Here is a 24,021-nt window from a genome sequence, read left to right on the forward strand (position 1 = left end):
CCGTCGCCGGGAGCCGGGAGCGGTGTCCATTTTCCGCACAGCCATGCCTTCTGAGCTGGAACGATGCCGCCGTCCCCGCTCCCCGCGCGCCGCAAGGCCGGGGAACCGGCGGGGACTCCCAAGGACCCCGGCGTGAGCCGGCCGCCCCGTCGGCCGGCCCCAGCGAGAGGACGGCTTCGTGAGCAACCCGCAGGACGACAACGAGATCGGCGCGGTCACCGCGGCCCAGGTGGCACGGATCGCCGACCAGGGCATCTACGCCTCCGCCACCGAGCTCGACCCGGCAGCGGTCAACCTGGCCCAGGCCCTGATCGCCACGCTGGACGGCACGGCGGAACGGCCCCTGCTCACGCCCGAGCTCCAGGAGCTGACGGAACAGGTACGGGCGAGGGCGACCATCGGCCTGCCGAGGATCACCGCGCACGACGGTGTGAAGCTGTCGGCGCACACGATCAGGCTCAACGGCGACGAGCCCCGCCCGGTCGTGATCGTGCCGGCCGGCTGGACGCCGTTCGGCTGGTCCATCTTCGCGTACACGTACCTCCGGTTGGCGCTGCGCGGTTACCACGTCCTCGCGTACACCCCGCGCGGCATCGGGAAGACGTACCCGTTGCTCGGCGGCGGCTACGCCGACGGTCCCTTCACCTCCGGCGGCACGATCGACGTCGGCGGGCCGAACGACTGGGCCGACGGCTCCACCGTCATCGACTACGCGCAGGAGCACTTCAACCCGAGCAGGATCGCCTTCCTCGGCGAGTCGTACGGCTCCGGCATCAGCCAGCTCGTCGCGGCGCACGACCCGGCCGGTCGCGTCGACGCGGTCGTCGCCCTCTCCACCTGGTGCCACCTGGCCACGAGCCTCTACGACAACGACACCCGGCACCTGGCCGCCGTGGACGCTCTGGTCAACTTCACGGGCGGCCCCGAGGAGCGGAAGTTCGACCCGGCCACCCGGCAGCTCCTGGCCGACTTCAAGGCCGGAGAGAACAAGGAGGACGTGGTCGCCTGGCTCATGGAACGCTCGCCGGCCGCGTACCTCGCCGAGACCAACGCCCGGGGCATCCCCACGTTCTTCTCCAACACCTGGCACGAGACGCTGTTCCCGGTCAGCCAGGTCGTCGAGCACTTCGAGCGGCTCACCGTGCCCAAGCGTCTGAACCTGTGGATCGGCGACCACGCCGCACCCGAGGGTGCCGGTCTCTCCATCCCGTTCAGCGGGCCGAACCTTCCCGTCGAGGAGGCCTTCGCCTGGCTCGACCACCATGTCCTCGGCGCCGACAACGGCGTGTCCGACTGGCCCGCGCTCAACAGCCAGATCATGTTCACCTACCAGACCCGGACCGATCCGGAGACCGGAAAGAACGTCATCACCGAGCCGGCCGTCCGCGAACCCAAGTCCTCCTGGAAGGACGTCACCACCTCCACCGAGCGCTGGTATCTGACCTCCGTCGGCTCCGACAGCCGTGACGGGGGCCTCGCCACGGAGGCGGAGACCGGCTGGAAGCGGGAGTTCACCGCGGGCCGGCTCACGGAGGCCACCGCGGTCGACGCGATCATCGCCACCGGCCAGGCCGAGTGGAAGGGCAACCCGAAGACCTACGCCACGGACAAGTTCGACCGGCAGCACCTCGCCGTCTGGGCCACCGGCCCGCTCGACGCCACCACGAGCGGTGTCGCCCGCCGCGTCCGGGGCGTCCCCGAGCTCACCCTCACCGTCCGCAGCAGCGCCGCCTCGACGACGCTCGTGGCCTACCTCTTCGACGTCGGCGCGGACGACACGGCCCGCATCATCACCCACGAGCCCCTCACCCTCACCGGCCTGACGCCCGGCGAGAACCGCACCGCGATCTGGAAGCTCCAGGCCGCGGGCTACGACCTGGCCGCGGGCCACCGCCTCATGCTGGTGGTCGACAGCAAGGACGCGCTCTACTCCGACGCCCTCACCGACGCCGGCGCCGACAGCAGCACCACCACGATCACCTCGGGCGACGGCGCGGCCGCCCACCTGTCGCTGCCGCTGGGCTAACCCGCCACCGCGACGGCCGGCCGCAGGGGCCACGTGGAGTCGACGACCGCCTCCGCGTCGCCCTTGCGGCGCAGGAAGTCCTGGAAGTTCTCGGCCCAGGTCCGGTACCAGCCGATCTGCCGCTCGTGCAGCTCGGCCGGGGCCAGGGCGGCGACCTGGGGGTGCCGCTCGGCTATCGCGACGGCGACCCGGACGGCGGCGAGCGCGTCGGCGGCGGCCTGGTGGGCGGCTTCGAGGACCACGCCGTACTCCCCGCAGACCGCTTCCAGGGTCCGCTTGCCGCGCCGGTAGCGGTCGACGGCCCGGTCGATGGTGTACGGGTCGACGACCGGTCCGATGGCGGTCCCGCCGAGCCGCTCCTCCAGGGAGGGGAGGCCGTGGCGGCGCAGCTCGGCGGCGAGGAGCGTGAGGTCGAAGGAGGCGTTGTACGCGACGACCGGGACGCCCTGCCTCCAGTAGCCGGTCAGGGTCTCGGCGATCTCGTCGGCGACCTCGCGCACCGGCCGGCCCTCGGCCGCCGCGCGCTCGGTGCTGATGCCGTGGATCGCGGAGGCCTGCTCCGGGATGCGGATGCCCGGGTCGGCGAGCCAGTCCCGCCGCTGCCCGACCTGTCCGCCGCCGTCGACCTCGACGATCGAGGCCGTGACGATACGGGCCTCCAGCGGTTCCGTGCCGGTCGTCTCCAGGTCGAAGCCGACCAGCGTGTCGCCGTGCCAAGCCATCGGGTCCTCCTTACGTGATCTCCCCCGTGGTGCTGACCACCCTCGCACGCACCACTGACAACGCCTCCGGGTCCCCCCGTCGAGGAGTCAGGAGACGGGCCGGGAGTCGAGCCAGACCGACTCGAACTCCTCCCGGTATGTCTCGAAAAGTCCGTGATCTCCGTCACGGGCCGACTGCCCGTGACGGACGACGTTCCGTCCGCCGCCGCGCAGGACGAGGACCGGGGCCTCCATGCCCCGGGCGCGGCGCAGATAGGACTGGACGACACCGACCCCGTCCGGTCCGTCGCCGTCGACGAGGTAGGCGGTGAAGCGGGGGGTCTCGTCGAAGACGTGGATCTGGAAGGCGCCCGGGTCGCGCAGTTTCGAGCGGACCCGGCGCATGTGCAGGATGTTCATCTCGACCGAGCGGCTCAGCTCGCCCTTCTTCAGGCCGAGTTCGCGCTCGCGGCGCTTGACGGCACTGCTCGCCGGGTTGAGGAAGAGGAGCCGGGTCCGGCAGCCGGACTCGGCGAGCCGGACCATGCGGCGGCCGGAGAAGTTCTGCACGAGCAGATTGAGGCCTATGCCGGTGGCGTCGAGACGGCGGGCCCCGCCGAAGAGGTCCTCGGCGGGCAGCTGCCGCTGGAGCCGGACCCGGTCGGGGTGGACGGAGACGACGTCCGCGTACCGGTCGCCGACGAGGTCCTCGACCGCGTCGACGGGCAGCCGGTCGGCGGACGGGACCCCGGCACCGCCGCCGAGGATCTCCAGGATGCGGGCGGACGCCCGCTCGGACTGGGCGAGGACGGTCAGCGACAGCGCCCGGTTGCGGGAGACCACGTTGCGCGTGACCTCCAGCTCGTCCAGGGCGAGTTCGACCTCGCGCCGGTCGTCGAAGTAGGGCTCGAAGCAGGGCCAGTGCTGCACCATCAGCTCGCGCAGCTGGGGCAGCGTGAGGAAGCTCAGCACGTTGTCGTCGGCCGGGTCGAGGAGGTAGCCCTTACGCCGGGACACCTCGCGGACGGCGACCGCCCGCTGGACCCATTCCTGGCCGGCGGGCCCGGCCGCGGCCACCACCCACTCCTCGCCGTGCACGGGTTCGTACACGGGCCGCAGGACGGCGGCGACCACGGCCCGCAGCCGCTGCTCGACGAGGTTCAGCCAGATGTAGGCGCGGCCGGCGCGCTGGGCCCGGGTGCGGACCTCGCTCCAGGCCTCGGCGCCCCAGTCGAGCTCCGCCCCGATCTCCACCGGCCGTCCGACGGTGACCGTGCCGGGCGGCACGACCGCGCCCGGCGGCAGGACCACACCCGGCGGTACGGCCGCGCCCGGTGGCGCGACCGCTCCGGGCGGCGCCTCTGCGGGGTCGGCCGGACCCCCCTCGTGACCCGCGTCACCTGGGGGCAGCTCCAGACCTCCCGAGCTCACCCGCGCACCGCCTTCTGCTCCCGGACACCCGTTCCGGCGGACAGGATGACCATGTGACAACGATCAAGGAAGGGTACTCCGCGAGCGGGAGGCGGTGCAGCAGGATCGTCAGGCTGCTTCCTCAACTCCCCAGATCGGGCTGCCCGTTCTGGGAGGCGAGATCGGCCGGAGTGAGCGGATTCATAGCGGTTACGTCCCTGGGCGCGAGCTGGAAGCCCTGCCAGTGGACCGGCATCGGCTGCTGGTCCTCGTCCCGGGCGATGTGGTGGAACCCGATGTTGACCCACACGGACGGCTGAGTCAGCGTCTCGCCGTTGACCCACTTGTCGACGCTGTCGCCGGTGCCCGCCGCGCAGGCGCCGATGTTGTTGCTCGCGAACTTCTCGCAGGCGCGGGCCTGGGTGAAGTACACGTCGTGCTTGGTGAAGCCGCGGCCCGCGTGCGTGTCGGTGTGTCCGGGCACGATCTCGTACGAACGGGCGTGGCCGTCGGCGTTCTTGCCGGTGCCGCTGACCACCCGCCACCAGCGCATGTTCTTGGCGTCGCCGGCGAGTTCCTTGGTGACGACGGTCTTCTTCGTCTTCACGGTGGGTCCGCCGCCGCCGGCGGCGGGCGCGGTGACGGTGGAGTCGAACTGCTCGATCCGGTCCTTGGTGGAGCCGTCGAGACCGAAGTCGAGCTTCCAGAAGACGTTGTGGGCGTGGCTGGTGGCATAGCCGCGGGCGCCCTTGCCGAGGGGCCAGCCGCGGCCGTCGGTGGCGTTGTAGTCGACGGGCGAGAGGCTGCCGGTGGCCCCGACGTTGGCACCGATGGTGCCGTCGGCGGTGAAGCGCCACTCGGTGATGTACTCGTACCAGCCGACCTTGTTGACGGTGTAGACGAGCAGGTCCTTGGCCTGTGCCTGGTAGACCTTGGAGCCGCTGTCGCTGGCCATGCGGTACGCGTGTCCGCGCGCCCGCGTGGTGGTGCACAGGCCCTTGACGTCGCCGACCTCGGCCACCTTGACGGTGGTGAGGGTGCCGCCGGGGCACTCGGCGGGCTTGAGGTTCTGCAGGCCCCAGCCGAAGCCGGCGCCGGTGAGGTCGTCGTACTCGGCGCCGCCGTCGTCGTACGGCACGTGGATCTGGGCGAGCCGGGCGCTGTTGAGGACCTTGATGGGCGCGGTGGCGCCGGGCGGCTGGTAGGTGACGTGGTCGAGCGTCAGCCCGGCGTCGGTGTCGTAGCGCCAGCACATGCGCCAGGTGGTGCCGCCGTCGAGCTTCTGCGTGATGCGGTAGGCGGCGGAGCAGTCGGGCGCGGCGGGCGCGGGCCTCGTCGAGCCGGGCGGGGCGGTCGCGGCGGTGGCGCCGGCCACCGGTCCGGCGGCGGCCGTGGCGGTGCCGAGCAGCACGGCGGCGGTCAGGACGGCGCCCCTCTTGCGGGTGCGCGGAATGGTGCGGTGGGGCATGGGGACGTACTCCCTCGTACGTGTCGTGGAGCCGTGGAGGCGAGGTCCGGGGCGGCGGTGGTCAGCCGACGCGGGTGACGGTCCTCGCGGAGAGGTCGACGATCAGGTTCCGGGTGTCGATCCAGGCCCCGTTGAGGACCTTGGTGACGAGCCGGACGCACCGGTGCTCCCCGCAACGGGCGAGCTGCGCGGGCACGTTGGTCTCGCGGTAGGTGCGGTAGACGTCGCCGTTGAACCACAGCTGTCCGGTGGAGGTGAGCTCCTTGCCGGTGGCGTCCTTGTAGTCCTCCTTGACGCCCTTGCCGAGCGGGCTCGCGAGGATCAGCTCCAGGGCCTCGCGCAGTTCCTCGGGGTGGGCGGAGGGCTGGACCCCGCGCTGCGCGCCGGACTTCTCGACCTTGCCGCTGTCGAGGTTGACGGTCTTCGTGACGAGTTCGTCGCGCGCGTAGTCGTAGAGGCGGACCTCGGCGCGGCGCGACGGGTCGCCCGGGACGGGGTCGGCGAGCCGGGTGCCGAGGCGCTGCGGGCCGCGGCCGCCGTTGACGTCCTGCTGGGCGGTGGCGGCGGGCGGGGTCAGCGCCAGGGCCTCGGCCCGTGCCAGTTCGTCGTCGGTGAGCGGGTCGCTGCCGACGCCCTTCTTCCCCTCGGCCGCGGCCGGGACCACGGTGGCGGGCCGCGGCGCGGTGCCCGTGGCCTGCGCGCCCGTCTCCCCCTGCTGGGAGGCACTGCCCGTGCCGCCCTCCGCCGGCGTACCGGCCGCTCCGGCGACGCCGGTGGCTCCCCCGGTTCCGGCGGCCCCGTTCGCTCCCGCCTGGCCCGGCAGGCTGATCGCGACCGCGACGGCGGTTCCCGTCACCGCCATGGCCGCTCCGGCCACCACCTTCCCCAAGTGGCGGCGCACTATTTCGTACACACTTCCCCCTCTTTCCCCCTCTAGGTCTGCGGTCACCCGGTAGGACGGGGCGAAGTCCTAGGTGGTTGCCCTTCTTTCGGGCAGGATCTGGCCGAAGAACACCTACAAAACCCGGACAGAAGAGGAAGAATCCATATCCATGCAGGTCTGGCCGGGACAGGCGTACCCCCTGGGCGCCACCTATGACGGAGCGGGAACCAACTTCGCGGTCTTCTCGGAGGCCGCCCACAGGATCGAGCTGTGTCTGCTGCACGACGACGGCTCGGAGACGGCGGTGGAGCTGCGCGAGACCGACGCGTTCGTGCGGCACGCCTATCTGCCGGGTGTGATGCCCGGTCAGCGGTACGGGTTCCGGGTGCACGGCCCGTACGCGCCGGAGCGCGGGCTGCGCTGCAACGCGGCGAAGCTGCTGCTCGACCCGTACGCGCGCGCGGTGTCGGGGCGGGTGAAGTGGGGCGAGGCGGTGTACGGCTACCCGTTCGGGCGGCCCGACGCGCGCAACGACCTCGACTCGGGCCCGCACACGATGACCTCGGTGGTCGTGAACCCGTACTTCGACTGGGGCGACGACCGGCGGCCGCGCACCGAGTACCACCACACGGTGATCTACGAGGCCCATGTGAAGGGCCTGACGATGCTGCACCCGGACCTTCCGGAGGAGCTGCGCGGGACGTACGCGGGGCTCGCGCACCCCTCGGTCATCGGCCATCTGAAGGAACTGGGCGTCACCGCGCTCGAACTGATGCCCGTTCACCAGTTCGTGAACGACCACCGGCTCGTCGACACGGGACTCTCCAACTACTGGGGCTACAACACGATCGGCTTCTTCGCCCCGCACAACGCCTACGCGTCCTGGGGCGACCGGGGCCAGCAGGTCCTGGAGTTCAAGTCGGCGGTCCGGGCGCTGCACCAGGCGGGCATCGAGGTCATCCTCGACGTGGTCTACAACCACACCGCCGAGGGCAACCACCTGGGCCCGACGCTCTCCATGCGGGGCCTGGACAACCCCTCGTACTACCGGCTCGCGGACGACCCCCGGTACTACATGGACACGACCGGCACCGGGAACTCGCTGCTCATGCGCTCCCCGCACGTGCTCCAGCTGATCATGGACAGTCTGCGGTACTGGGTGACCGAGATGCACGTGGACGGCTTCCGCTTCGACCTGGCGGCCACCCTGGCCCGCCAGTTCCACGAGGTGGACCGACTGTCCTCCTTCTTCGACCTGGTGCAGCAGGACCCGGTGGTGAGCCAGGTGAAGCTGATCGCCGAGCCGTGGGACGTGGGCGAGGGCGGCTACCAGGTGGGCAACTTCCCGCCGCTGTGGACCGAGTGGAACGGCAAGTACCGGGACTGCGTGCGGGACCTGTGGCGGGGCGAGCCGCGCACGCTCGCCGAGTTCGCCTCGCGCCTCACCGGCTCCTCCGACCTGTACCAGGACGACGGGCGGCGGCCGCTCGCCTCGGTCAACTTCGTCACCTGCCACGACGGCTTCACGCTGCGGGACCTCGTCTCGTACAACGACAAGCACAACGAGGCGAACGGCGAGGGCAACCGGGACGGCGAGAGCTACAACCGCTCCTGGAACTGCGGGGTGGAGGGCGACACCGAGGACGTCGGGATCACGGAGCTGCGCGCCCGCCAGATGCGCAACTTCCTGGCCACGCTGATGCTGTCGCAGGGCGTGCCGATGCTCAGCCACGGCGACGAGTTCGGGCGGACCCAGGGCGGCAACAACAACGCGTACTGCCAGGACAACGAGGTGTCCTGGGTGCGGTGGCCGAAGGAGAACAGCGAGGCGGAGGCCACGCTGCTGCGCTTCACGCGCGCGATGGTCCGGCTGCGCCGGGACCATCCGGTCTTCCGGCGCCGCCGTTTCTTCCACGGCCGGCCGGTGGAGGGCACCCACGACGAGCTGACGGACATCGCCTGGTTCACGCCCGAGGGCGAAGAGATGACCTCCCGGGACTGGCAGGCGGCGCACGCTCAGGCGCTGACGGTCTTCCTCAACGGCAACGCGATCTCGGAGCCGGGCACACAGGGCGAGCGGATCGCCGACGACTCCTTCCTGCTGATGTTCAACGCCTCGTCGAAGGAGCTGGAGTTCGCGGTGCCGGACAGCCACGGGCGCTGCTGGCGGATGGTCGTGGACACCTCGGACCCGGAGGGCATGCCGCCGCAGGCGGGCCCGGAGCTCGCGGGCGGCGAGCGGGTGACGCTCGCGCCGCTCAGCCTGACCGTTCTGCGCCGGCCGGCCTGAGCGCGCGTGCGGGGCTCGTGACCCGTACCGACCAGGAGAGCACCGCGCAGGCGACGGCCGCCCCCACCGCCACCGCGAAGGCGGCGGGGGCGCCCCGGCCTTCGGCGAGCCGGCCGGAGAGGGCCAGGGCGAGGGCCTGGCCGCCCACGATCCCGCTGGTGAGGAAGGCCATCGACTCGGCGAGCCGGGCGGCCGGCACGCTCCGCTCGGTGAGGCCGAAGACGGTGATCAGGTGCGGGGCGTAGGCGGCGCCGAGGATGACGACGACCGCGTACAGGGCGCCCAGGGAGCCGACGAACAGCAGCGGTACGGAGAGGACGACGAGTCCGGCGGTCGCGGCGCGCCAGCGGGTCGTGAGGCCGATCCGGGCGGGCACGGCGGCCATGGAGAGGCCGACGGCGGCGCTCATGACGCCCATGGCCGCGTAGACGAGACCGGCCTGGGCGGGTGCGCCGAGCTCCTCGGTGAGGGCGGTGATCCCGGCCTGCGAGGCACCGAACATGGCGCCCTGGAGGACCATCGTGCCGCGCAGGGCGTACGCGGATCCCGGCAGCCGCGTCCGATCGGCGGCACTCGTACGGGTGGAAGTCGCCGAGGTCTCGGGGGCGGTCGCGCGGGCCGTCGGGTGGAGGGCGAAGGCCGTCCCGCAGGTGGCGAGCAGCAGCGCCGCCAGGAGCAGCGCGGCGGCCGGGTGGGCCACGGCGGCGGCGAGGCCGACGAGGGCCGGGCCGAGGACGAAGGAGACCTCGTCGAGGGTGCCCTCGAAGGAGAGGACCGCGCCGACGAGCCGGTCGTCCGCGCCGGAGCGGCGGGCGAGGGCCACGGAGCGGGTCCGGGCGAGCGGCCCGACCTGCGGGACGGTGGCCCCGGCGAGCGCCCCGAGCGCCATGAGCGGGCCGGTGGCGGCGTCGGCGAGGGCGGCGAGGACCAGGGCGGTGACGGCGACCGCGTTGGCGAGGGAGGCCGCGAGGACGACCTCGCGCTGGCCGTGCCGGTCGGCGAGCCGGCCGATGACGGGCCCGGCGACGGTCTGTCCGGCGGCGAGCGCGCCGCCCGTGAGCCCGGCGGTGGCGAGCGAGCCGCTCGTCTCGGCGACCAGGAGCAGGCTGCCGAGCTGGCACATGGCGGTGGGCAGGCGGCCGAGGAACGAGACGACCGGCAGGGCCGGTCCGAGCAGGGACAGCGTGTCGCGATACATCCGGAGCATCACGCGAACGTAACGCGATGCACTCGAACGGGTGCATGGGGCGATGACACAGAAGCCCTCCGGCGGGGTACGTACGTTCGCATGACGCCCAATCCACCCACCTCGACCTACCGGCTGCAGCTCCAGCCGGAGTTCCCGTTCGCGGCCGCCGAGCGCGCCGTGCCGTACCTGGCCGGCCTCGGGGTCTCGCACCTCCACCTCTCCCCGGTCCTGGAGGCGGTGCCCGGCTCGACCCACGGCTACGACGTCACCGACCACCGGTCCGTACGCGCCGAACTGGGCGGCGAGGAGGGGCTGCGGGCCCTGGCGGCGACCGCGCGGGCGCACGGCCTCGGGCTCGTCGTGGACCTGGTGCCCAACCACATGGCGGTCTCCCCGCGCCACAACCACGCGCTGCGCGCCGTGCTCCGCGAGGGCCCGGACTCGCCGTACGCCCGCTGGTTCGACATCGACTGGCGGGCCGGGGACGGCCGGATGCTGCTGCCGGTGCTGCCCGCGCGACTCCCGGAGGTGCGGGACCGGTTCCGGGTCTCGGACGGCTCCCTGCACCTGGACGGCCAGGAGTTCCCGCTCCGTCCGGGCACCGAGGGGATGCCGCTGGACGAGCTGCTCGACGCCCAGTGGTACCGGCTCGGCTGGTGGCGGCTGGCCCGCACCGAGCTCGGCTACCGCCGCTTCTTCACCGTCTCGGAACTCATCGGGGTGCGGGTGGAGGACCCCGGGGTGTTCGCGGCGAGCCACGCGAAGATCGTGGAGCTGGTCGCGGACGGGGTGATCGAGGGGCTGCGCATCGACCACCCGGACGGACTCGCCGACCCCCAGGGCTATCTGGAGGATCTGGCGGAGGCGACCGGCGGGCGCTGCTGGACGGTCGTCGAGAAGATCCTCACCGGGCAGGAGACGCTGCCGGCCGCCTGGCCGGTCGCGGGCACCACCGGGTACGACGCGCTGCGGCGGCTCGACGGTGTCTTCACCGACCCGGTGGGCGCCGACGAACTCGCCGACGTCTACCGGGAGTTCGTGGGAAAGGCCGGGGACCGCGGGGGCCGCTGGGAGGCGACCGAGCGCCGCGCCGGGTACGAGGTGGTCACCCATGACCTGGCGTCCGAGACGGCCGCGCTGACCCGGATCGCCGGCCGGATCTGCGCCGCCGACCCCGCGCTCCGGGACCACGCCCCCTGGGCGCTGCGCACCGCGGTCCGCGAACTCCTGGTCCGCGTCCCCGTCTACCGCCCCTACCGGACCGGCGGCGAGGAGGTGCTGACCCCGGAGGCGGCGCGCGGCGCGAAGGCCGCCTTCGCGGTGCCGGAGGAGGCGAAGGCGGTCGACCTCGTACGGGACCTGGCGCTCGGCGCGCTCGGTGACGGGCCAGAACACCGGGCGTTCCGCGCCCGGTTCGCGCAGACCTCCTCCGCGCTGCGGGCCAAGTCCGTGGAGGACACCGCCTTCTACCGGTACACGCCGCTGCTCTCGGCGAACGAGGTCGGCGGCGACGCGGGGCGTCCCGCGGTGCCGGTGGAGGAGTTCCACGCGTACTGCCTGCGGATCGCCCGGGACTGGCCGGGCACCGGCACCGTGCTCTCCACGCACGACACCAAGCGCAGCGCGGACGTCCGGGCCGGGATCGCGGTGCTCTCGCAGTGCCCGGAGGTGTGGGCGGAGCTCCTCGCGGAAGTCGCCGGGGTGCCCGCGCCCGACGCGCACGTGGCGTGGACGGCCTGGCAGACGGCCTTCGGCTTCGGCGCCCCGGACGCGGACCGGCTGGGTCCGGCGATCCTCAAGTCCGTACGGGAGGCGGGGCTGCGGACCAGCTGGACCGAGCCGGACGCGGAGTACGAGCGGGCGGTGGCCGAGTTCGCGGCGGCCGGGCCCGGCCGGATCCCGCTCCGGGCGGCGTCGGAGGCGGCCTTCGCCCTGGAGCCGCACATCCGGGCGCACGCACTGGGCGCCGTGCTCGCACAGCTGACGATGCCGGGGGTTCCGGAGCTGTACCAGAACACGGAGCGGGAGTACCGGGCGCTCGTCGACCCGGACAACAGGGCGCCGTTCGCGGTCGGCGAGGACGACGACCGTACGGCTCTGGTCCGGGCGGCGCTGCGGCTGCGGCGCGCGCACCCGGAGGCCTTCGGGCCCGGCGGCACGTACGTCCCGCTGGCGGCGGAGGGCCCGACCGCCGCGCACTGCCTGGCGTTCGCCCGCTCCGGCCGGGCGATCACGGCCGTGACCCGGCTCTCCCTGCGGCTCGCGCAGGCGGGCGGCTGGCAGGACACCGAGCTGGTGCTGCCCGAGGGGCGCTGGGCCGACGCGCTGGACGGCGTACGGGAGTTCACGGGAGGACCGGCGACGGAGGTCAAGCTGGCGGAGCTGTTCGCGGAGCGGCCGGTGGCGCTTCTGACCCGGGTGGAGTGAAGGAGCGTGCCACGACCATGACAAGCTGATGATCATGACAAAAGATCAGACCGGGCGGATCATCGGCGCCGCGTTCGGACTCGTGTTCGTCGAGGCCAACGCGGGAGCCCTGCCGACGGCGGTCGCCCTGCCGCTGCGGCTGCTGGCCCTCGCCGGTTTCCTCCGGGTGGCCGTCTTCGGGCGGCGCGGCCAGGCGGCTCCGCAGGCGGAGACCGCCTCAAGCCCCCGGTTCGGCCGGCGCTACTGGTACGTGGTGGCGGCCGAGGTGGCGGGGCTCGCGGCCGGGCTCTTCGTGATCGCCCGTGTGCTGCACACCCCGGGTGCCTCCGTGGGCTGGATCGCCTTCGTCGTGGGCGTGCACTTCTCCGGCCTGGCGGTCGCCTGGCGCAGGCCCGCGCTCCACGCGCTGGGAGCGGGGATCGCGGTGTGCGGCGCGGCGGGCCTGGCCCTGGCGGCCTTCGACGCCCCGGTCACCGCGATCCGGACCGTCGCCGGGATCCTGCCCGGGGCCCTGCTGCTCGCCTCGGTGCTGCGGCCGGGCCGAACGGACCCGGCCGCCGCGGAGTCCGAGGTCAGGAGCGGGATGCCTTCGTGACCACGCACTCGGTGTACTCGGAGCCGTCGCCGGTTCCGGGGTACTGGGTGGACAGCTCGACGCTCTTGGAGGCGCCCGCCGCGACCGCGACGGCCGTCACCCTGGCGGTGGCGGGGACGGCGCTGCCGCCCGCCTCGCCATTGAACTTCATCGTGAGGTCGTAGTCGTAGTCGAGCACGCCGTCGTTCTTCACGGTGACCCGGGCGACCAGGTTCTTGGTCGCCGGGTCGTACTTGCACTCGTCGATGGTGACGTCGCGAATGGCCTTGCCGGAGCTGCCCGAGCTGCCGGAGACGGAGCCGCTGGAGCTGCTGCTCGAGGTGCTGTCGTTGTCGTTGTGGCTGCTGCTGCCGCTGCTGTGGCTGCTGCCGGAGCTGCCGCCGCAGCTGCCGCCGTGCGAGCCGCGGGCGCCGGTGAGGGCGACGACCGCGATGCCGAAGACGGCAATGGCACGGACATGACGCATTTTCATATGTGAATCCCCGTGGAAAGTGGTGGAACGAGCGCCCGTTGACGAGCGCACGTCACCCTAACAGCGGTTACGGGGCCGCTCGGCCGCCCGGCCGGACGATGAGACTCCGGGGAGCCCGCGTGATGAGTCCCGTCGGCACGGGGCGGAATCCGTCGACGAGACGCAGGTGGGGCATGGCCGTGAAGAGAGCACGCAGTGCGTACTCCGCCTCGAATCCGGCGAGCAGGACCGCCGGGCAGAACCCCGACCCGTAGGTGAGCTGGCCCGGGTCGTCCCGGAAGGGGTCGAAGCGGTCGGGTTCGCGGAAGCGATCGGGGTCGCGGCCCGCCGAGCCGACGAGCAGCGCGACGGACGCACCCGCCGGGACGACGCCGCCGCTCACCGGCACCTCGGCGCTCGTACGGCGCACGGCGATCTGCACGGGCGGGTCCCGGCGCAGCGACTCCGCCCAGGCGCGGGCGACGAGACCGGCGGGCGCGTCACGGAGGGCGGCGACCTGGTCGGGGTCGGCGAGGACGTTGCCGAGGAAGGAGGCGAGCGCCTTCTCCCGTACGGCGATCTGACCGCCGCACTCCCCCGCCAGCGCGCCGGCCGCGCGACCGCGGACGAGCCGCATCATGTCCCGGTAGGGCACGCCGACGGCCGCGGCGACGGTACCGGCGGGCAGCCAGTGGCAGAAGTCGGCGACCAGGTCGGCCCGGGGCCGTTCGGCGATCCGGCGGGCCAGGACGTAGGCGGTGCGTTCGGTGACCGCGCGCAGGGCCTCGACGTCGACGTCGACGTGGGCCCGCGCGCACGGCGGGTCACCGGGCCGGTGCCCGTGCGTGAAGCGCGCGTCGGTGAGGGCGGCGGCCACGTCCGCGTACCGGCTGAGGACCCAGGCCCGCAGCAAGGGGTCGTACGTGAGCGGGAACTCCTCGCGCAGGGTCCGGTGGATCCCGTGCGGGTCCCACGAGGCACCGGGGTCGAGGGGGCTCGGCGCGACGGTCCGTCCACCGGGCGGGACGGGCCCGGTGGCGGCAGGGTCGACGAGGGTGCGTACGTGACCGGGGAGGGCTGTACGGTCCGGGGCGCCGGCGCCGGGCCCCGTCGTCGCGCGGTTCGCGCCCGAGGGTGCCGACGGTGTGGCCGGGGCCATCGACGGCAGGCGGGTCCACGGGTCCTCCGGCCGCTCGCCCGGCTCCTCGGGCCGCTCGCTCCCCATGCCCCGGTTCGGCTCGCGGTTCGGCGCGTCGCTCATCTCGCCCCCCTGTCGATCGGCGGTGGGTGCCGCGGCCGGAGATCACGGCCCGCGTCTGCCCAGCCCATCACCGCACGGGCCCCACCGCCCGCCGCGTACCGCCGAACGGGTGAAGGCGCCCGGGTGGGGTGCCGCTCAGTCGACCGACAGCCGGAACGACATCTGGCCGAAGCCGACCACGTCCCCGGCCCGCACCACCACGGCGCCGGTGACCCGCCGCCCGTTGACGGTGGTGCCGTTCGTCGAGCCGAGGTCGCGGAGCACCCACAGCCCGCCCTGGAGCGAGAGCTCGGCGTGCAGACGGGAGGCCGTCTCGTGGCTGAGCCGCAGCCCGTTGACCGGGTCGCGCCCGATCCGCAGCGGGTGCGGGCCGGGGTGCGGCAGGAGCAGCTTCGGCAGCCGCTCCGCGCTCCAGGCACGCCCGATGCGCGCGGTGAACGCGGACATCCGCTCGACCGCGCCGACCACCCGCCGGGTCCAGGTGCCCTCGGTCCGCAGGTCGGCCGTGAGCAGGGCGAGTTCGTCGGGCCGGCGGGCCTGGAGCGCCCGCTCCATCCGGAAGAGGAAGGTGTCGTGCGAGAGGCGGCCCTGGGCGGCGCCCTCACGGAGCAGCACCAGCGCGCGGTCCCGTTCGGCGTCGGTCAGCCGAGGGGAGTTCGCCGGAAGCTCGAAAGGGGTCGTCACACCCGAGATTGTCGGTCCGTCGGCCCCGACGTGTCCAGAAGGGCCCCGGGCCTGGGGAAACTCCGTACCGGCCGCGGCGGGATCGCTGTTACGGTCTGCCGTCTCCACACCGGACGTCCCCAGGGGGAAACACGACGTGACCACGTCTTCTTCGCACACGCACGACCTCTCCGTCCGCCCGCTCGCCGGGCCCGGGGAACTCGACCTGTTCCTCCGCCTCGCCTACCAGCTCGACCACGAGCTGGCCGACGACCTCGCCACCGGCCGCCGCCGCCCCGAGTGGATGTGGGTGGCGCTCGACGGCGACCGGCTCCTCGGCCGGCTCGCCTGGTGGACCCACGCGGCGGGCGAGGCACCGCAGGCGCTCGACTTCTTCGACCTGGCCCCCGAGCTGGACGCGGAGGAGCGCGCCGAGGTCGGTCTGCGGCTCCTGACGACGGCGACGGCCGCGGTGATCCCGGCGGGCGCGCCGCGCCCCGAGTTCGGGCGGTTCATACCGGCGGACTGGCGCGAGGTCCCGGAGACCCGCTCCGTCCTGGAGTCCCTGTTCTCCGTCCTGGAGCGGACGGGCGCCCGTCCGCTGGTCGAGCGGCTGCGTCTGGAGTGGCGGCCCGGCACGCCCGTACCGGAGCCGAAGGACCGTCTCGCGTTCCGTCCCGTGCGGGACCGCGAGGACCTCCTCGCCCTGATGACGCCGGTCATGGAGGGCACGCTCGACGCGCACGGCCGGGCCGATCTGGCCTCCGGCCTTTCGGCGCGGGAGGCGGCGGAGCTGCACTACGACGAGGAGCTCGGGAAGTACTCCTCGCCGCGCGCGTGGTGGCGGATCGCCCAGCTGCCGGAGACCGGCGAGCCGGTCGGCTTCGTCGTCCCCGCGCGGAACAACTACCACCACACCATCGCGTACATCGGTGTGCTGCCCGCCCACCGCGGGCACGGGTACATCGACGACATCCTGGCGGAGGGGACCCGGATCCTGGCCGCCACCGACGTGCCCAGGATCCGGGCGGCGACGGACCTGGGGAACGTGCCGATGGCGGCGTCCTTCGCCCGTGCGGGCTACGAGGCGTTCGAGCACGCGATCAACTACGTGTGGGACGCGCCGGGCGAGTCGGGGTCCTGACTGCCAGGATGGTCGCAGGGCCTGTCTTTCGGATCAGGCCGGATCAGGGAGCGGGGCCTGGTGCGTGCGATCGCAAGGCGGAGGAGGGAGTCAACGCGGAGCGTTGGCGACTGACGACAACGCGGCGAGCGTGCGTGTCAGGCCCCGCGAGCCCGGCCTGATCCGGAAGACAGGCCCTGGCCGTGCCGGAGTGACCGTCGACGAGGGGATTCCCGTGCTCTTCGAGGTGTGGGCGCCGAGCGCCCGTGACCGGGTGACGCTGGAGCTGAACGGCTCCGCCCATCCCCTGGACCGGGACGTGGAGCGGGACGGCTGGTGGTCGGGGGTCGTGCCCGCCGGGGACGGCGACCGGTACGGCTTCTCGCTCGACGGCGGTCCCGTGCTGCCCGACCCCCGCTCGCGCCGGCTGCCCGACGGGCCCGACGGGCTGAGCGCGGTCGTCGACCACTCGGCGTACGCCTGGCGCCACGACTCCCCGCGCCTGCGGCTGCGCGGCGCCGTCCTGTACGAGCTGCACATCGGCACCTTCACGCCGGAGGGCACGCTCGACGCGGCGGCCGCGCGGCTCGGGGAACTCGCGGGCCTCGGCATCACCCACGTGGAGCTGATGCCGCTGTGCCCGTTCCCCGGGGTGCGGGGGTGGGGGTACGACGGGGTGGCGCCGTGGGCGGTGCACGAGCCGTACGGCGGGCCCGAGGCGCTGAAGCGGTTCACGGACGCGGCGCACGGGCTCGGCATGGGCGTGGTCCTCGACGTGGTGCACAACCACCTGGGCCCGTCCGGCAATCATCTCCCGTCCTTCGGGCCGTACTTCACGGACACCCACCACACGCCGTGGGGCGCGGCGGTGAACCTGGACGCGCCGGGTTCGGACGAGGTGCGGGCGTACTTCCTGGGGAGCGCGCTCGCCTGGCTGCGGGACTACCGGATCGACGGGCTGCGGCTCGACGCGGTGCACGCCCTCGCCGACACGCGGGCCCTGACCTTCCTGGAGGAACTGTCGTCCGCCGTGGACGAGTTGGCCAAGGAGCAGGGCCGGCAGCACTTCCTGATCGCCGAGTCCGACATCGCCGACCCGCGCACCACGACCCCCCGCACGCTGGGCGGGCTCGGCGTCCACGCCCAGTGGAACGACGACTTCCACCACGCCCTGCACACCGCCCTGACCGGCGAGTCCCAGGGCTACTACGGGGACTTCGCGCGCGCCCCGATGGCGGCGCTCGCGAAGACGCTCACCCGCGTGTTCTTCCACGACGGCACGTACTCCACGTTCCGGGGCCGTCACCACGGCCGGCCGGTGGACCGCGAGCGCACCCCCGCCCACCGCTTCCTGGGGTACGCCCAGACGCACGACCAGATCGGCAACCGGGCCCTCGGCGACCGCCTCTCGGCCTCCCTCTCCCCGGGTCTGCTCGCCTGCGCGGCGACGCTCGTCCTCACCGGCCCCTCGGTGCCGATGCTGTTCATGGGCGAGGAGTGGGGGGCGAGCACGCCCTGGATGTACTTCACCGACCACACCGACCCGGAGCTGGCGGAGGCCGTACGGCGGGGCCGGAAGCGGGAGTTCGCGGCGCACGGCTGGTCCGAGGACGAGGTCCCCGACCCGCAGGAGCCGGCCACCAGGGACCGTTCGGTCCTGGACCGGACCGAACGCGAGCGGGACCCGCACAAGCGGCTCCTCACCTGGCACCGCCAGCTCATCGCGCTGCGCCGCACCCTGCCGGACCTGACGGACCCGGACCTGGCGGGCGTGAAGGTGGCCTTCGACGAGGAGGCCCGCTGGCTCGTCTTCCGGCGTGGGGTGCTGCGGGTGGCCGTCAACCTGGGCAAGGAACCGGCGATGATCCCGCTCGGCTCCAACGGCCGCGACCGGGTCCTGGCCGCCTGGGACCCGGTGGAGGCCCCGACGACGGACGGCGTCCTCGCCCTCCCCGGCGAGTCGGCGATCGTCCTCACGGACGGCTGACCGCCCTCACGGGCTTCCGGCACCGCCGGGCGCCGCCGGGTGGATACGCTCTCCGGATGACCTCCATCTACCGCACCGAGGCCGGCCGGGAGCAGATAGGGGCCTGGTGCCTCGACCGCCTCGACGCGTGGTCCGTGCCGCACGAGCGGGACGTCTTCAGCGCGGCGGGCGCGGCCACGCACGCGGTGACGGCGGGCTCCCCCGGGCCGGCGGGGACGACGGTCGTGCTCGTCCCCGGCACCAACTTCAACGCCGCCGCGTCCCTGCCGCTGGCCGACGCCCTGCTCGCGGCCGGCCACCGGGTCGTCCTGCTCGACGTGCCCGGCCAGCCGGGGCTGAGCTCCGGCGAACGCGGCCTCGCCAAGGGAAAGTTGAGCTGGTACGGGACCTGGCTGGCCGAGGCCGTGACGGAGACCTGCGGCGGACGGCCCGTCACGGTCCTCGGGCACTCGTTCGGCGCGGCGATCGCCCTGTCCGCCTCCTCCGCGCCGGTCGAACGCCTGGTCCTGGTCTCCCCCGGCGGCCTGTCCTCACTGCGTCTTCCGCCCGCGCTGCTCGCCGCCTCGGCCGCCTGGTTCCTGCGGCCCACGCCCGCGCGCAGCGCCCGGCTGCTGCGCGCGATGCTCGCGCCCGGGCGCGAGCCCCGGGCCGAGCTGGTGGAGTGGATGACGCTCGTCGCCCGGCACGCCCGGTCCAGCGGGGCGCCCGGGCTCGCCGGGCGGGGCGCCCGGAAGGTGCCGGTGGCGGCCGTGACCGGGGAGCACGACGTGTTCCTGCCGCCGGAGCGGCTGCGGCCGGCGGTCCGCGCCCGTCTGGGCGGCGTGGAGCTCGGAGTCGTAGCGGACGCGGGGCACCTGGTGGTGGAGGAGTTCCCGGAGCGGGTCGCCGCCCTGGTCTCCCCCACCCTTTAGGCGCGGTCTACTCGACGACGGCCATCTCGTGCGGGGTGTTGTTGAAGCGGCGGCCCCCGCCGTCCTCGGTCGCCGTGACGATGTCCTCGATGCGGACGCCGAAGCGGCCCGGGAGGTAGACGCCGGGTTCGATGGAGAAGCACATGCCGGGGACGATCGGGAGCTCCTCGCCCTCGATCATGTACGGCGGTTCGTGGGTGGTGACGCCGATGCCGTGGCCGGTGCGGTGGATGAAGTACTCGCCGTACCCGGCGTCCTTGATGACCTTGCGGGCCGCCCGGTCGACCTCCTGGCAGGCGACGCCGGGGCGCACCGCCTCGAAGCCGGCCTGCTGGGCCTCGCGGACGAGGTCGTGGACGCGGCGCTCCTCGTCGGTGGGCTCGCCGACGTGGACGGTGCGGGTGGTGTCGGAGCCGTAGCCGTGCTTGAGGCCGCCGAAGTCGAGGACGACCATGTCGCCGCGCTCGATGACCCGGTCGCCGGCCTCGTGGTGCGGGTTGGCTCCGTTGGGGCCGGAGCCGACGACGGTGAAGTCGACCTGGGAGTGGCCGAACTCCATGAGGAGCCGGGCGAGGTCGGCGGCGACGTCGGTCTCCTTGCGGCCGGCGAAGCGGACCTTGAGGATCTCGCCGTACGCCTGGTCGGCGGCGGCTCCGGCGGCCGCGATCCGGGCCAGTTCGTGGGCGTCCTTGACGCCCCGGAGCATCGGCAGGGCCTCGGTGAGGGAGACGTACGAGGTGCCGGGCAGCGCCTGCTGGAGGCCGAGGAGGTGCATGGCCCAGGCGTTGTCGCTGACGCCGAAGCGGCCGTCGACGTCGAGGAGCGGGGCGGTGACCGCGTACGGGTCCTTGCCGTCGGTCCAGTCGCGCAGGGTGAGCGCGGCGGCTCCGGTGGCCTTCTCGGCGTCGGGGGCCTCCAGGGTCGGGACGACGAGGACCGGTTCCCGGCCGGCGGCGAGGACGAGGACGGTGAGCCGCTCGGTGATCGCGGTCGGCTGGTAGCCGGTGAGGTAGACGAGGTCGGGGCCGGGGGCGACGAGCACGCCCGCGAGTCCCGCGGCGGCGGCGGACTCGGCGGCGCGGGCCATCCGGGCCCGGTAGTCGTCCGCGGTGAAGGGCACGACCTGTTCGGGGGCGTCCGTGCTCGGCATGGTGGCTTCTCCTCGATTCCTCGACGGCCTCGTCCGGTACGACGTACAGCATCCTGCCGGGCCGATGCGCGGGGCGCGACCGGATACCGGACGGGCGTGACCGGATCAGCGGCGGTCGGGGCCCTGGGCGATGAGCCGTTCCAGGAGCTCGTGGAAGTCGTCGCCGACGACGATCCGCAGGTCGCCCCGCTCCTCGTCGTGCTCGCTGAGCTGTGTGAGGGTGCCGTCGCGCCACCAGAAGACGTACGGGCTGATGGCGCCCGGCACGTCCTCGTACCCGGCGGCGGCGAAGGAGGCCATCGCGCCGAGGGCCGGGATGATCGAGGTGTCGCGGATGGGGTGGAAGGCGAGCTGGTGCCGGAAGGGCAGGGCGACGAGGGCGCCGTGCTCGCCGAGCGGGAGGCCGGTGACGCGTCGGACGACGCCGTCGAGGTCGAGGACGCGGCTGGCGGTGTAGAAGGAGTCGCCGAGGATGATCTCGAAGCACATGCCGTCGGCGTCGCGGACCGTCTCGTGCTCCTCGACGGGCAGCCCGCGCAGATTGCGCAGGGCGCGGTCGCGGAGCTGCGCGTGGTCGCCGAGCCGTTCGAGGGCCTCGTCGGTGAGCATCATGACGCTCTCCGGCAGGTCGAGGGCGAGGACCTCGTAGAGCCCCGGGGCGATGGTCCTGGCGTAGCCGAAGGCGCCGGCGTCGATGCCGTCGCCGCTGACGACCCGGGGGTAGAGCTGGGCGCGGATCTGCTCGGGCGGCAGGGTGTCGAGCGCGGAGGGGCCCTCCATGGCGCGGACGACGAGGCCGATGTGACGGTGGATCATGCCGGGCCAGACGCGGGGGCCGCGCCGGTCCTGGTGGCAGACGGCGGCGAGGTTGCCGAGGCCGTAGCGGCGGCCCTTGTCGTCGACGACGTGGTCGGCGTAGACGGTGACCTCGAGGCCGAGTTCGGCGAAGGTCTCACGGACCCGGCCGCGGAAGACCGCGGCCTCCCGCTGGGAGAAGTACGCGAACTCGGGGTCCCTCGGTGCGTCGTCGCCGTCCCGCCTGGGTCCTCGTCGCAGCCACCTCACACCCGTCCGCCTTCCGTCGCCGTTGCGCACAGGGTAGCGACTGCGGATGTCAGGCCTTGAGCCGTCGGGCGAACTCGGCCACCGGGCCGGACGGTTCGCCGCCGGCGCCGGCCGGTCCCACGCCGGTGCCGGCCGAGCCGACGCCGCCGGCCGGTCCGACGGGAGTGCCGGCCGGGAGGAGGAGTTCGGTGCGGTGGACGAGGCGGGGCGCGACCAGGGGGACGGCGGCCGCGCCGGGGACGCCCCGCGCCGCGGGCAGCGGAAGCAGGGCCAGACCGTGTCCGGCGGCGGCGAGGGCCGCGAGGGTACGGGTGTCGGTGCCCTCGTAGCGCAGGGCGTCGCGGAAGCCGCGCCCGCCGGGCCCGCCGTGGACGGCCCGCAGCCGGTCCAGGGAGATCCCGGCGTCGGGCGCGTCCAGCCAGCGGGCGTCGACGAGGTCGTCGAGGCGGAGCCCGGGACGGCCGGCGAGCGGATGGCCGGCGGGCAGGACGACGGCGAGGGGCTCCTCGGCGACGCGGGTCGCGGCGAGCGGGGCGACGTCCGCGAGCCGCAGCGGGTCGCTGGGGGCGGCGATCCCGTCGACGAGCCCTGCGTCGGCCTCGCCGGTGGCGACGGCGACGGGCACCCGCTCGCGGGGCAGGGCGCGCAGGGTGACGCCGGTGGCGGGCAGGGCGGCGAGGGTACGGGCGGTGAGGGCGAGCGGGGAGGCGGCGACGTCCAGCGTCGCGCGGGGCGCGGCGGCGAACCGGTCGAGGTCGGCGCGGGCCGCGTCGAGGCGGAGCAGCAGCGCCCCGGCGTGTTCGAGGAGCCGCTCCCCGGCCGGGGTGGGGGCGACGGGCCGCCGGGTCAGCAGGGGCAGTCCGAGGTCGCTCTCCAGGGCCGCGATGTGCTGGGAGACGGCGGACTGGGTGTAGCCGAGGTCGCGGGCGGCCTCGGAGAAGGAGGCGAGCCGGGCGACCGTGACGTACGTGCGGAGGAGGTGCGGGTCCACCGGCTCAGGACCCGAAGGGGGTCTTCAGCAGGTCCTTGGCGTAGTACGCGAGGGAGCGGTTGTAGCGGGGCAGCAGGGGCGCGAGGGCGCCGAGGGCGAGGGAGGCGGCCTCGCGGTCGCGGCCGGTGTCGGCGAGGGCGAGGGCGAGGAAGGCGTCGACGGCGGCGGAGAGGGCCTGCTCGTCGGCGTCGAGCCGGTCGGCGGGGATCGCGCGCTCGGCGGTGAGGAGTTCGACGCTGCGGTCGGGGCGGCCGAGGTTGCGCAGGCTGCTGGCGAGCTGGATGACGGCCCGGCGGCGGCGCAGCCCGGTGAGACCGAGCTCCAGGGCCCGCTGGTAGTGGACGACGGCCTCCTCCGGCATGCCGGTGGAGTCGTGGGCGGCGCCCTGCTCGAAGACGGCGGCCGGGTCGTCGGAGGGCCGCTCGGCGGCGAGGGCGGCGACGCGGGCGCGGAAGTCGGCGGGTTCGAGGTCGTCGAGGCGCTCCCAGAGGGCGGTGACGCGGGACTCCCAGTCGTGATCGTTCGTCATACGGCCCACCCTAGCGGGGCGAGGATAAGCATCCGTGATGGAGAGTGCAGCAATCATCGTTGGACGTGAACGGGGCCGCCCGCCCAGCATGAATGCCATGAACACACAGACGCACACCCCCCGGATCGCCCTGGTCGGAGACCGCTCCCCGCACGTCCGCTCGCACGTCCGCATCCCCGCCCTCCTGGACGCCCTCGCGGAGCGCGACGGGCTCGCCCTCGACGCGTACTGGATCCCGACGGGCGACGCGGAGGCCCCGGGCGCGGTGAAGGGCTTCGACGCGGTGTGGGTGACGCCGGGGAGCCCGTACGCGAGCGAGGCGGGGGCGCTGGCCGCGATCCGTACGGCCCGCGAGGACGGCATTCCGTTCCTCGGCACCTGCGCCGGTTTCCAGCACGCCCTGATCGAGTACGCGCGGGACGTCTGCGGCCTGGAGCGGGCGGCGCACGCCGAGAACGATCCGTCGGCGGACCCGGACGACCTGCTGATCGCGCCGCTCGCCTGCTCGCTCGTGGGCCACGAGGGGGTCGTACGGGTCACCCCCGGCTCGCTCGCCGAGAAGGCGCTGGGCGCGGAGCGGACGACGGAGCGGTACCACTGCAACTACGGCTTCGACAGCCGTCACCTGGACACCCTGCGGGCCCACGGCCTCCGTTTCACGGGCGCGGACGAGGAGGGCGGCATCCGCGTCGCCGAACTCCCCTCGCACCCCTTCTTCCTGGCGACCCTGTTCCAGCCGGAACTGGCGGGCGACGGCACCCGCCCGCACCCGCTGGTCCGGGCGCTGGCGGTGGCGGCGACGGAGCACGCGCGCGGGGCACACCAGGAGCCGGTGTTGGCGGGGGCGCGCTAGGCGCCGGTCGCGGCGGGGGTCGTGTCGCGGCTCGGCGGGCGGGCGCGT

General features: G+C 73.8%; 20 protein-coding genes. 8 read left to right on the forward strand and 12 right to left on the reverse strand.

The features are described from left to right. Positions 1-178: 178 nt before the first annotated feature. The gene (locus tag ACF07V_RS24615; protein WP_392157184.1) at positions 179-2,026 is read left to right on the forward strand and encodes an alpha/beta fold hydrolase; all 1,848 of its coding nucleotides are present in this window, start codon (positions 179-181) and stop codon (positions 2,024-2,026) included. Here ACF07V_RS24615 and ACF07V_RS24620 read toward each other — a convergent pair. From ACF07V_RS24620 to ACF07V_RS24635, 4 genes are all read right to left on the reverse strand, one after another. Then, a complete protein-coding gene (locus ACF07V_RS24620; RefSeq protein ID WP_392157186.1) occupies positions 2,023-2,748 on the reverse strand; it encodes a 3'-5' exonuclease in 726 nt (241 codons plus the stop codon). The genes ACF07V_RS24615 and ACF07V_RS24620 overlap by 4 nt on opposite strands. Before the next feature lie 87 nt (positions 2,749-2,835). After that, entirely contained in the window at positions 2,836-4,158 is a 1,323-nt protein-coding gene (locus ACF07V_RS24625) for an SAV2148 family HEPN domain-containing protein (RefSeq protein ID WP_392157187.1), read from the reverse strand. Between the two features lie 121 nt (positions 4,159-4,279). Then, positions 4,280-5,605, reverse strand: coding sequence for a copper amine oxidase (locus ACF07V_RS24630; RefSeq protein ID WP_392157189.1), 1,326 nt, complete (start codon positions 5,603-5,605; stop codon positions 4,280-4,282). A gap of 61 nt (positions 5,606-5,666) precedes the next feature. Beyond that, entirely contained in the window at positions 5,667-6,518 is an 852-nt protein-coding gene (locus ACF07V_RS24635; RefSeq protein WP_392157190.1) for a Tat pathway signal sequence domain protein, read from the reverse strand. Between the two features lie 139 nt (positions 6,519-6,657). Between ACF07V_RS24635 and glgX the strand changes: the two genes are divergently transcribed. Further along, positions 6,658-8,778, forward strand: a complete 2,121-nt coding sequence (gene glgX / locus ACF07V_RS24640; RefSeq protein ID WP_392157192.1) for a glycogen debranching protein GlgX — start codon at positions 6,658-6,660, stop codon at positions 8,776-8,778. Here glgX and ACF07V_RS24645 read toward each other — a convergent pair. Beyond that, a complete protein-coding gene (locus ACF07V_RS24645) occupies positions 8,747-9,976 on the reverse strand; it encodes an MFS transporter (protein WP_392157627.1) in 1,230 nt (409 codons plus the stop codon). The genes glgX and ACF07V_RS24645 overlap by 32 nt on opposite strands. Before the next feature lie 90 nt (positions 9,977-10,066). Here ACF07V_RS24645 and treY point away from each other — a divergent pair, with 90 nt between their 5' ends. Further along, the gene (treY, locus tag ACF07V_RS24650) at positions 10,067-12,394 is read left to right on the forward strand and encodes a malto-oligosyltrehalose synthase (protein ID WP_392157194.1); all 2,328 of its coding nucleotides are present in this window, start codon (positions 10,067-10,069) and stop codon (positions 12,392-12,394) included. 34 nt (positions 12,395-12,428) lie between these two features. Beyond that, on the forward strand, positions 12,429-12,989 hold the full coding sequence (locus tag ACF07V_RS24655; protein WP_392157195.1) for a hypothetical protein: 561 nt from the start codon (positions 12,429-12,431) through the stop codon (positions 12,987-12,989). On the opposite strand, the gene ACF07V_RS24660 is transcribed toward ACF07V_RS24655, so the two are convergent. From ACF07V_RS24660 to ACF07V_RS24670, 3 genes are all read right to left on the reverse strand, one after another. After that, positions 12,967-13,455, reverse strand: coding sequence for a hypothetical protein (locus ACF07V_RS24660; RefSeq protein WP_392157196.1), 489 nt, complete (start codon positions 13,453-13,455; stop codon positions 12,967-12,969). The two genes, ACF07V_RS24655 and ACF07V_RS24660, sit on opposite strands and share 23 nt — an antisense overlap. Before the next feature lie 73 nt (positions 13,456-13,528). Then, complete coding sequence (locus tag ACF07V_RS24665; protein ID WP_392157198.1) at positions 13,529-14,701, reverse strand: cytochrome P450; 1,173 nt, start codon at positions 14,699-14,701, stop codon at positions 13,529-13,531. 135 nt (positions 14,702-14,836) lie between these two features. Next, the gene (locus ACF07V_RS24670; RefSeq protein ID WP_369147217.1) at positions 14,837-15,385 is read right to left on the reverse strand and encodes an FHA domain-containing protein; all 549 of its coding nucleotides are present in this window, start codon (positions 15,383-15,385) and stop codon (positions 14,837-14,839) included. Between the two features lie 136 nt (positions 15,386-15,521). Between ACF07V_RS24670 and ACF07V_RS24675 the strand changes: the two genes are divergently transcribed. The 3 genes from ACF07V_RS24675 to ACF07V_RS24685 all read left to right on the forward strand — a co-directional run bounded on the left by ACF07V_RS24675 (position 15,522) and on the right by ACF07V_RS24685 (position 19,385). Continuing rightward, positions 15,522-16,508, forward strand: coding sequence for a GNAT family N-acetyltransferase (locus ACF07V_RS24675; RefSeq protein WP_392157199.1), 987 nt, complete (start codon positions 15,522-15,524; stop codon positions 16,506-16,508). 214 nt (positions 16,509-16,722) lie between these two features. Continuing rightward, the gene (treZ, locus tag ACF07V_RS24680) at positions 16,723-18,474 is read left to right on the forward strand and encodes a malto-oligosyltrehalose trehalohydrolase (protein ID WP_392157629.1); all 1,752 of its coding nucleotides are present in this window, start codon (positions 16,723-16,725) and stop codon (positions 18,472-18,474) included. Positions 18,475-18,530: 56 nt separating this feature from the next. Next, complete coding sequence (locus ACF07V_RS24685; RefSeq protein ID WP_392157201.1) at positions 18,531-19,385, forward strand: alpha/beta fold hydrolase; 855 nt, start codon at positions 18,531-18,533, stop codon at positions 19,383-19,385. Between the two features lie 7 nt (positions 19,386-19,392). Here the strand turns inward: ACF07V_RS24685 and ACF07V_RS24690 are convergent, their stop codons facing one another. The 4 genes from ACF07V_RS24690 to ACF07V_RS24705 all read right to left on the reverse strand — a co-directional run bounded on the left by ACF07V_RS24690 (position 19,393) and on the right by ACF07V_RS24705 (position 23,120). Continuing rightward, a complete protein-coding gene (locus tag ACF07V_RS24690) occupies positions 19,393-20,535 on the reverse strand; it encodes a M24 family metallopeptidase (RefSeq protein WP_392157203.1) in 1,143 nt (380 codons plus the stop codon). A gap of 105 nt (positions 20,536-20,640) precedes the next feature. Then, positions 20,641-21,600, reverse strand: coding sequence for a hypothetical protein (locus ACF07V_RS24695; RefSeq protein ID WP_392157205.1), 960 nt, complete (start codon positions 21,598-21,600; stop codon positions 20,641-20,643). Between the two features lie 49 nt (positions 21,601-21,649). Beyond that, complete coding sequence (locus ACF07V_RS24700) at positions 21,650-22,591, reverse strand: LysR family transcriptional regulator (protein ID WP_392157207.1); 942 nt, start codon at positions 22,589-22,591, stop codon at positions 21,650-21,652. A gap of 4 nt (positions 22,592-22,595) precedes the next feature. Then, positions 22,596-23,120 carry a tetratricopeptide repeat protein gene (locus ACF07V_RS24705; protein WP_392157209.1) on the reverse strand — a complete coding sequence of 175 codons (525 nt, stop codon included), beginning with the start codon at positions 23,118-23,120 and terminating at the stop codon, positions 22,596-22,598. A gap of 97 nt (positions 23,121-23,217) precedes the next feature. On the opposite strand from ACF07V_RS24705, the gene ACF07V_RS24710 reads away from it, so the two are divergent. Beyond that, on the forward strand, positions 23,218-23,973 hold the full coding sequence (locus ACF07V_RS24710) for a hypothetical protein (RefSeq protein ID WP_392157211.1): 756 nt from the start codon (positions 23,218-23,220) through the stop codon (positions 23,971-23,973). Positions 23,974-24,021: the final 48 nt, after the last annotated feature.

It is taken from the genome of Streptomyces sp. NPDC015661 (genome assembly GCF_043077765.1).
GTDB lineage: Bacteria > Actinomycetota > Actinomycetes > Streptomycetales > Streptomycetaceae > Streptomyces.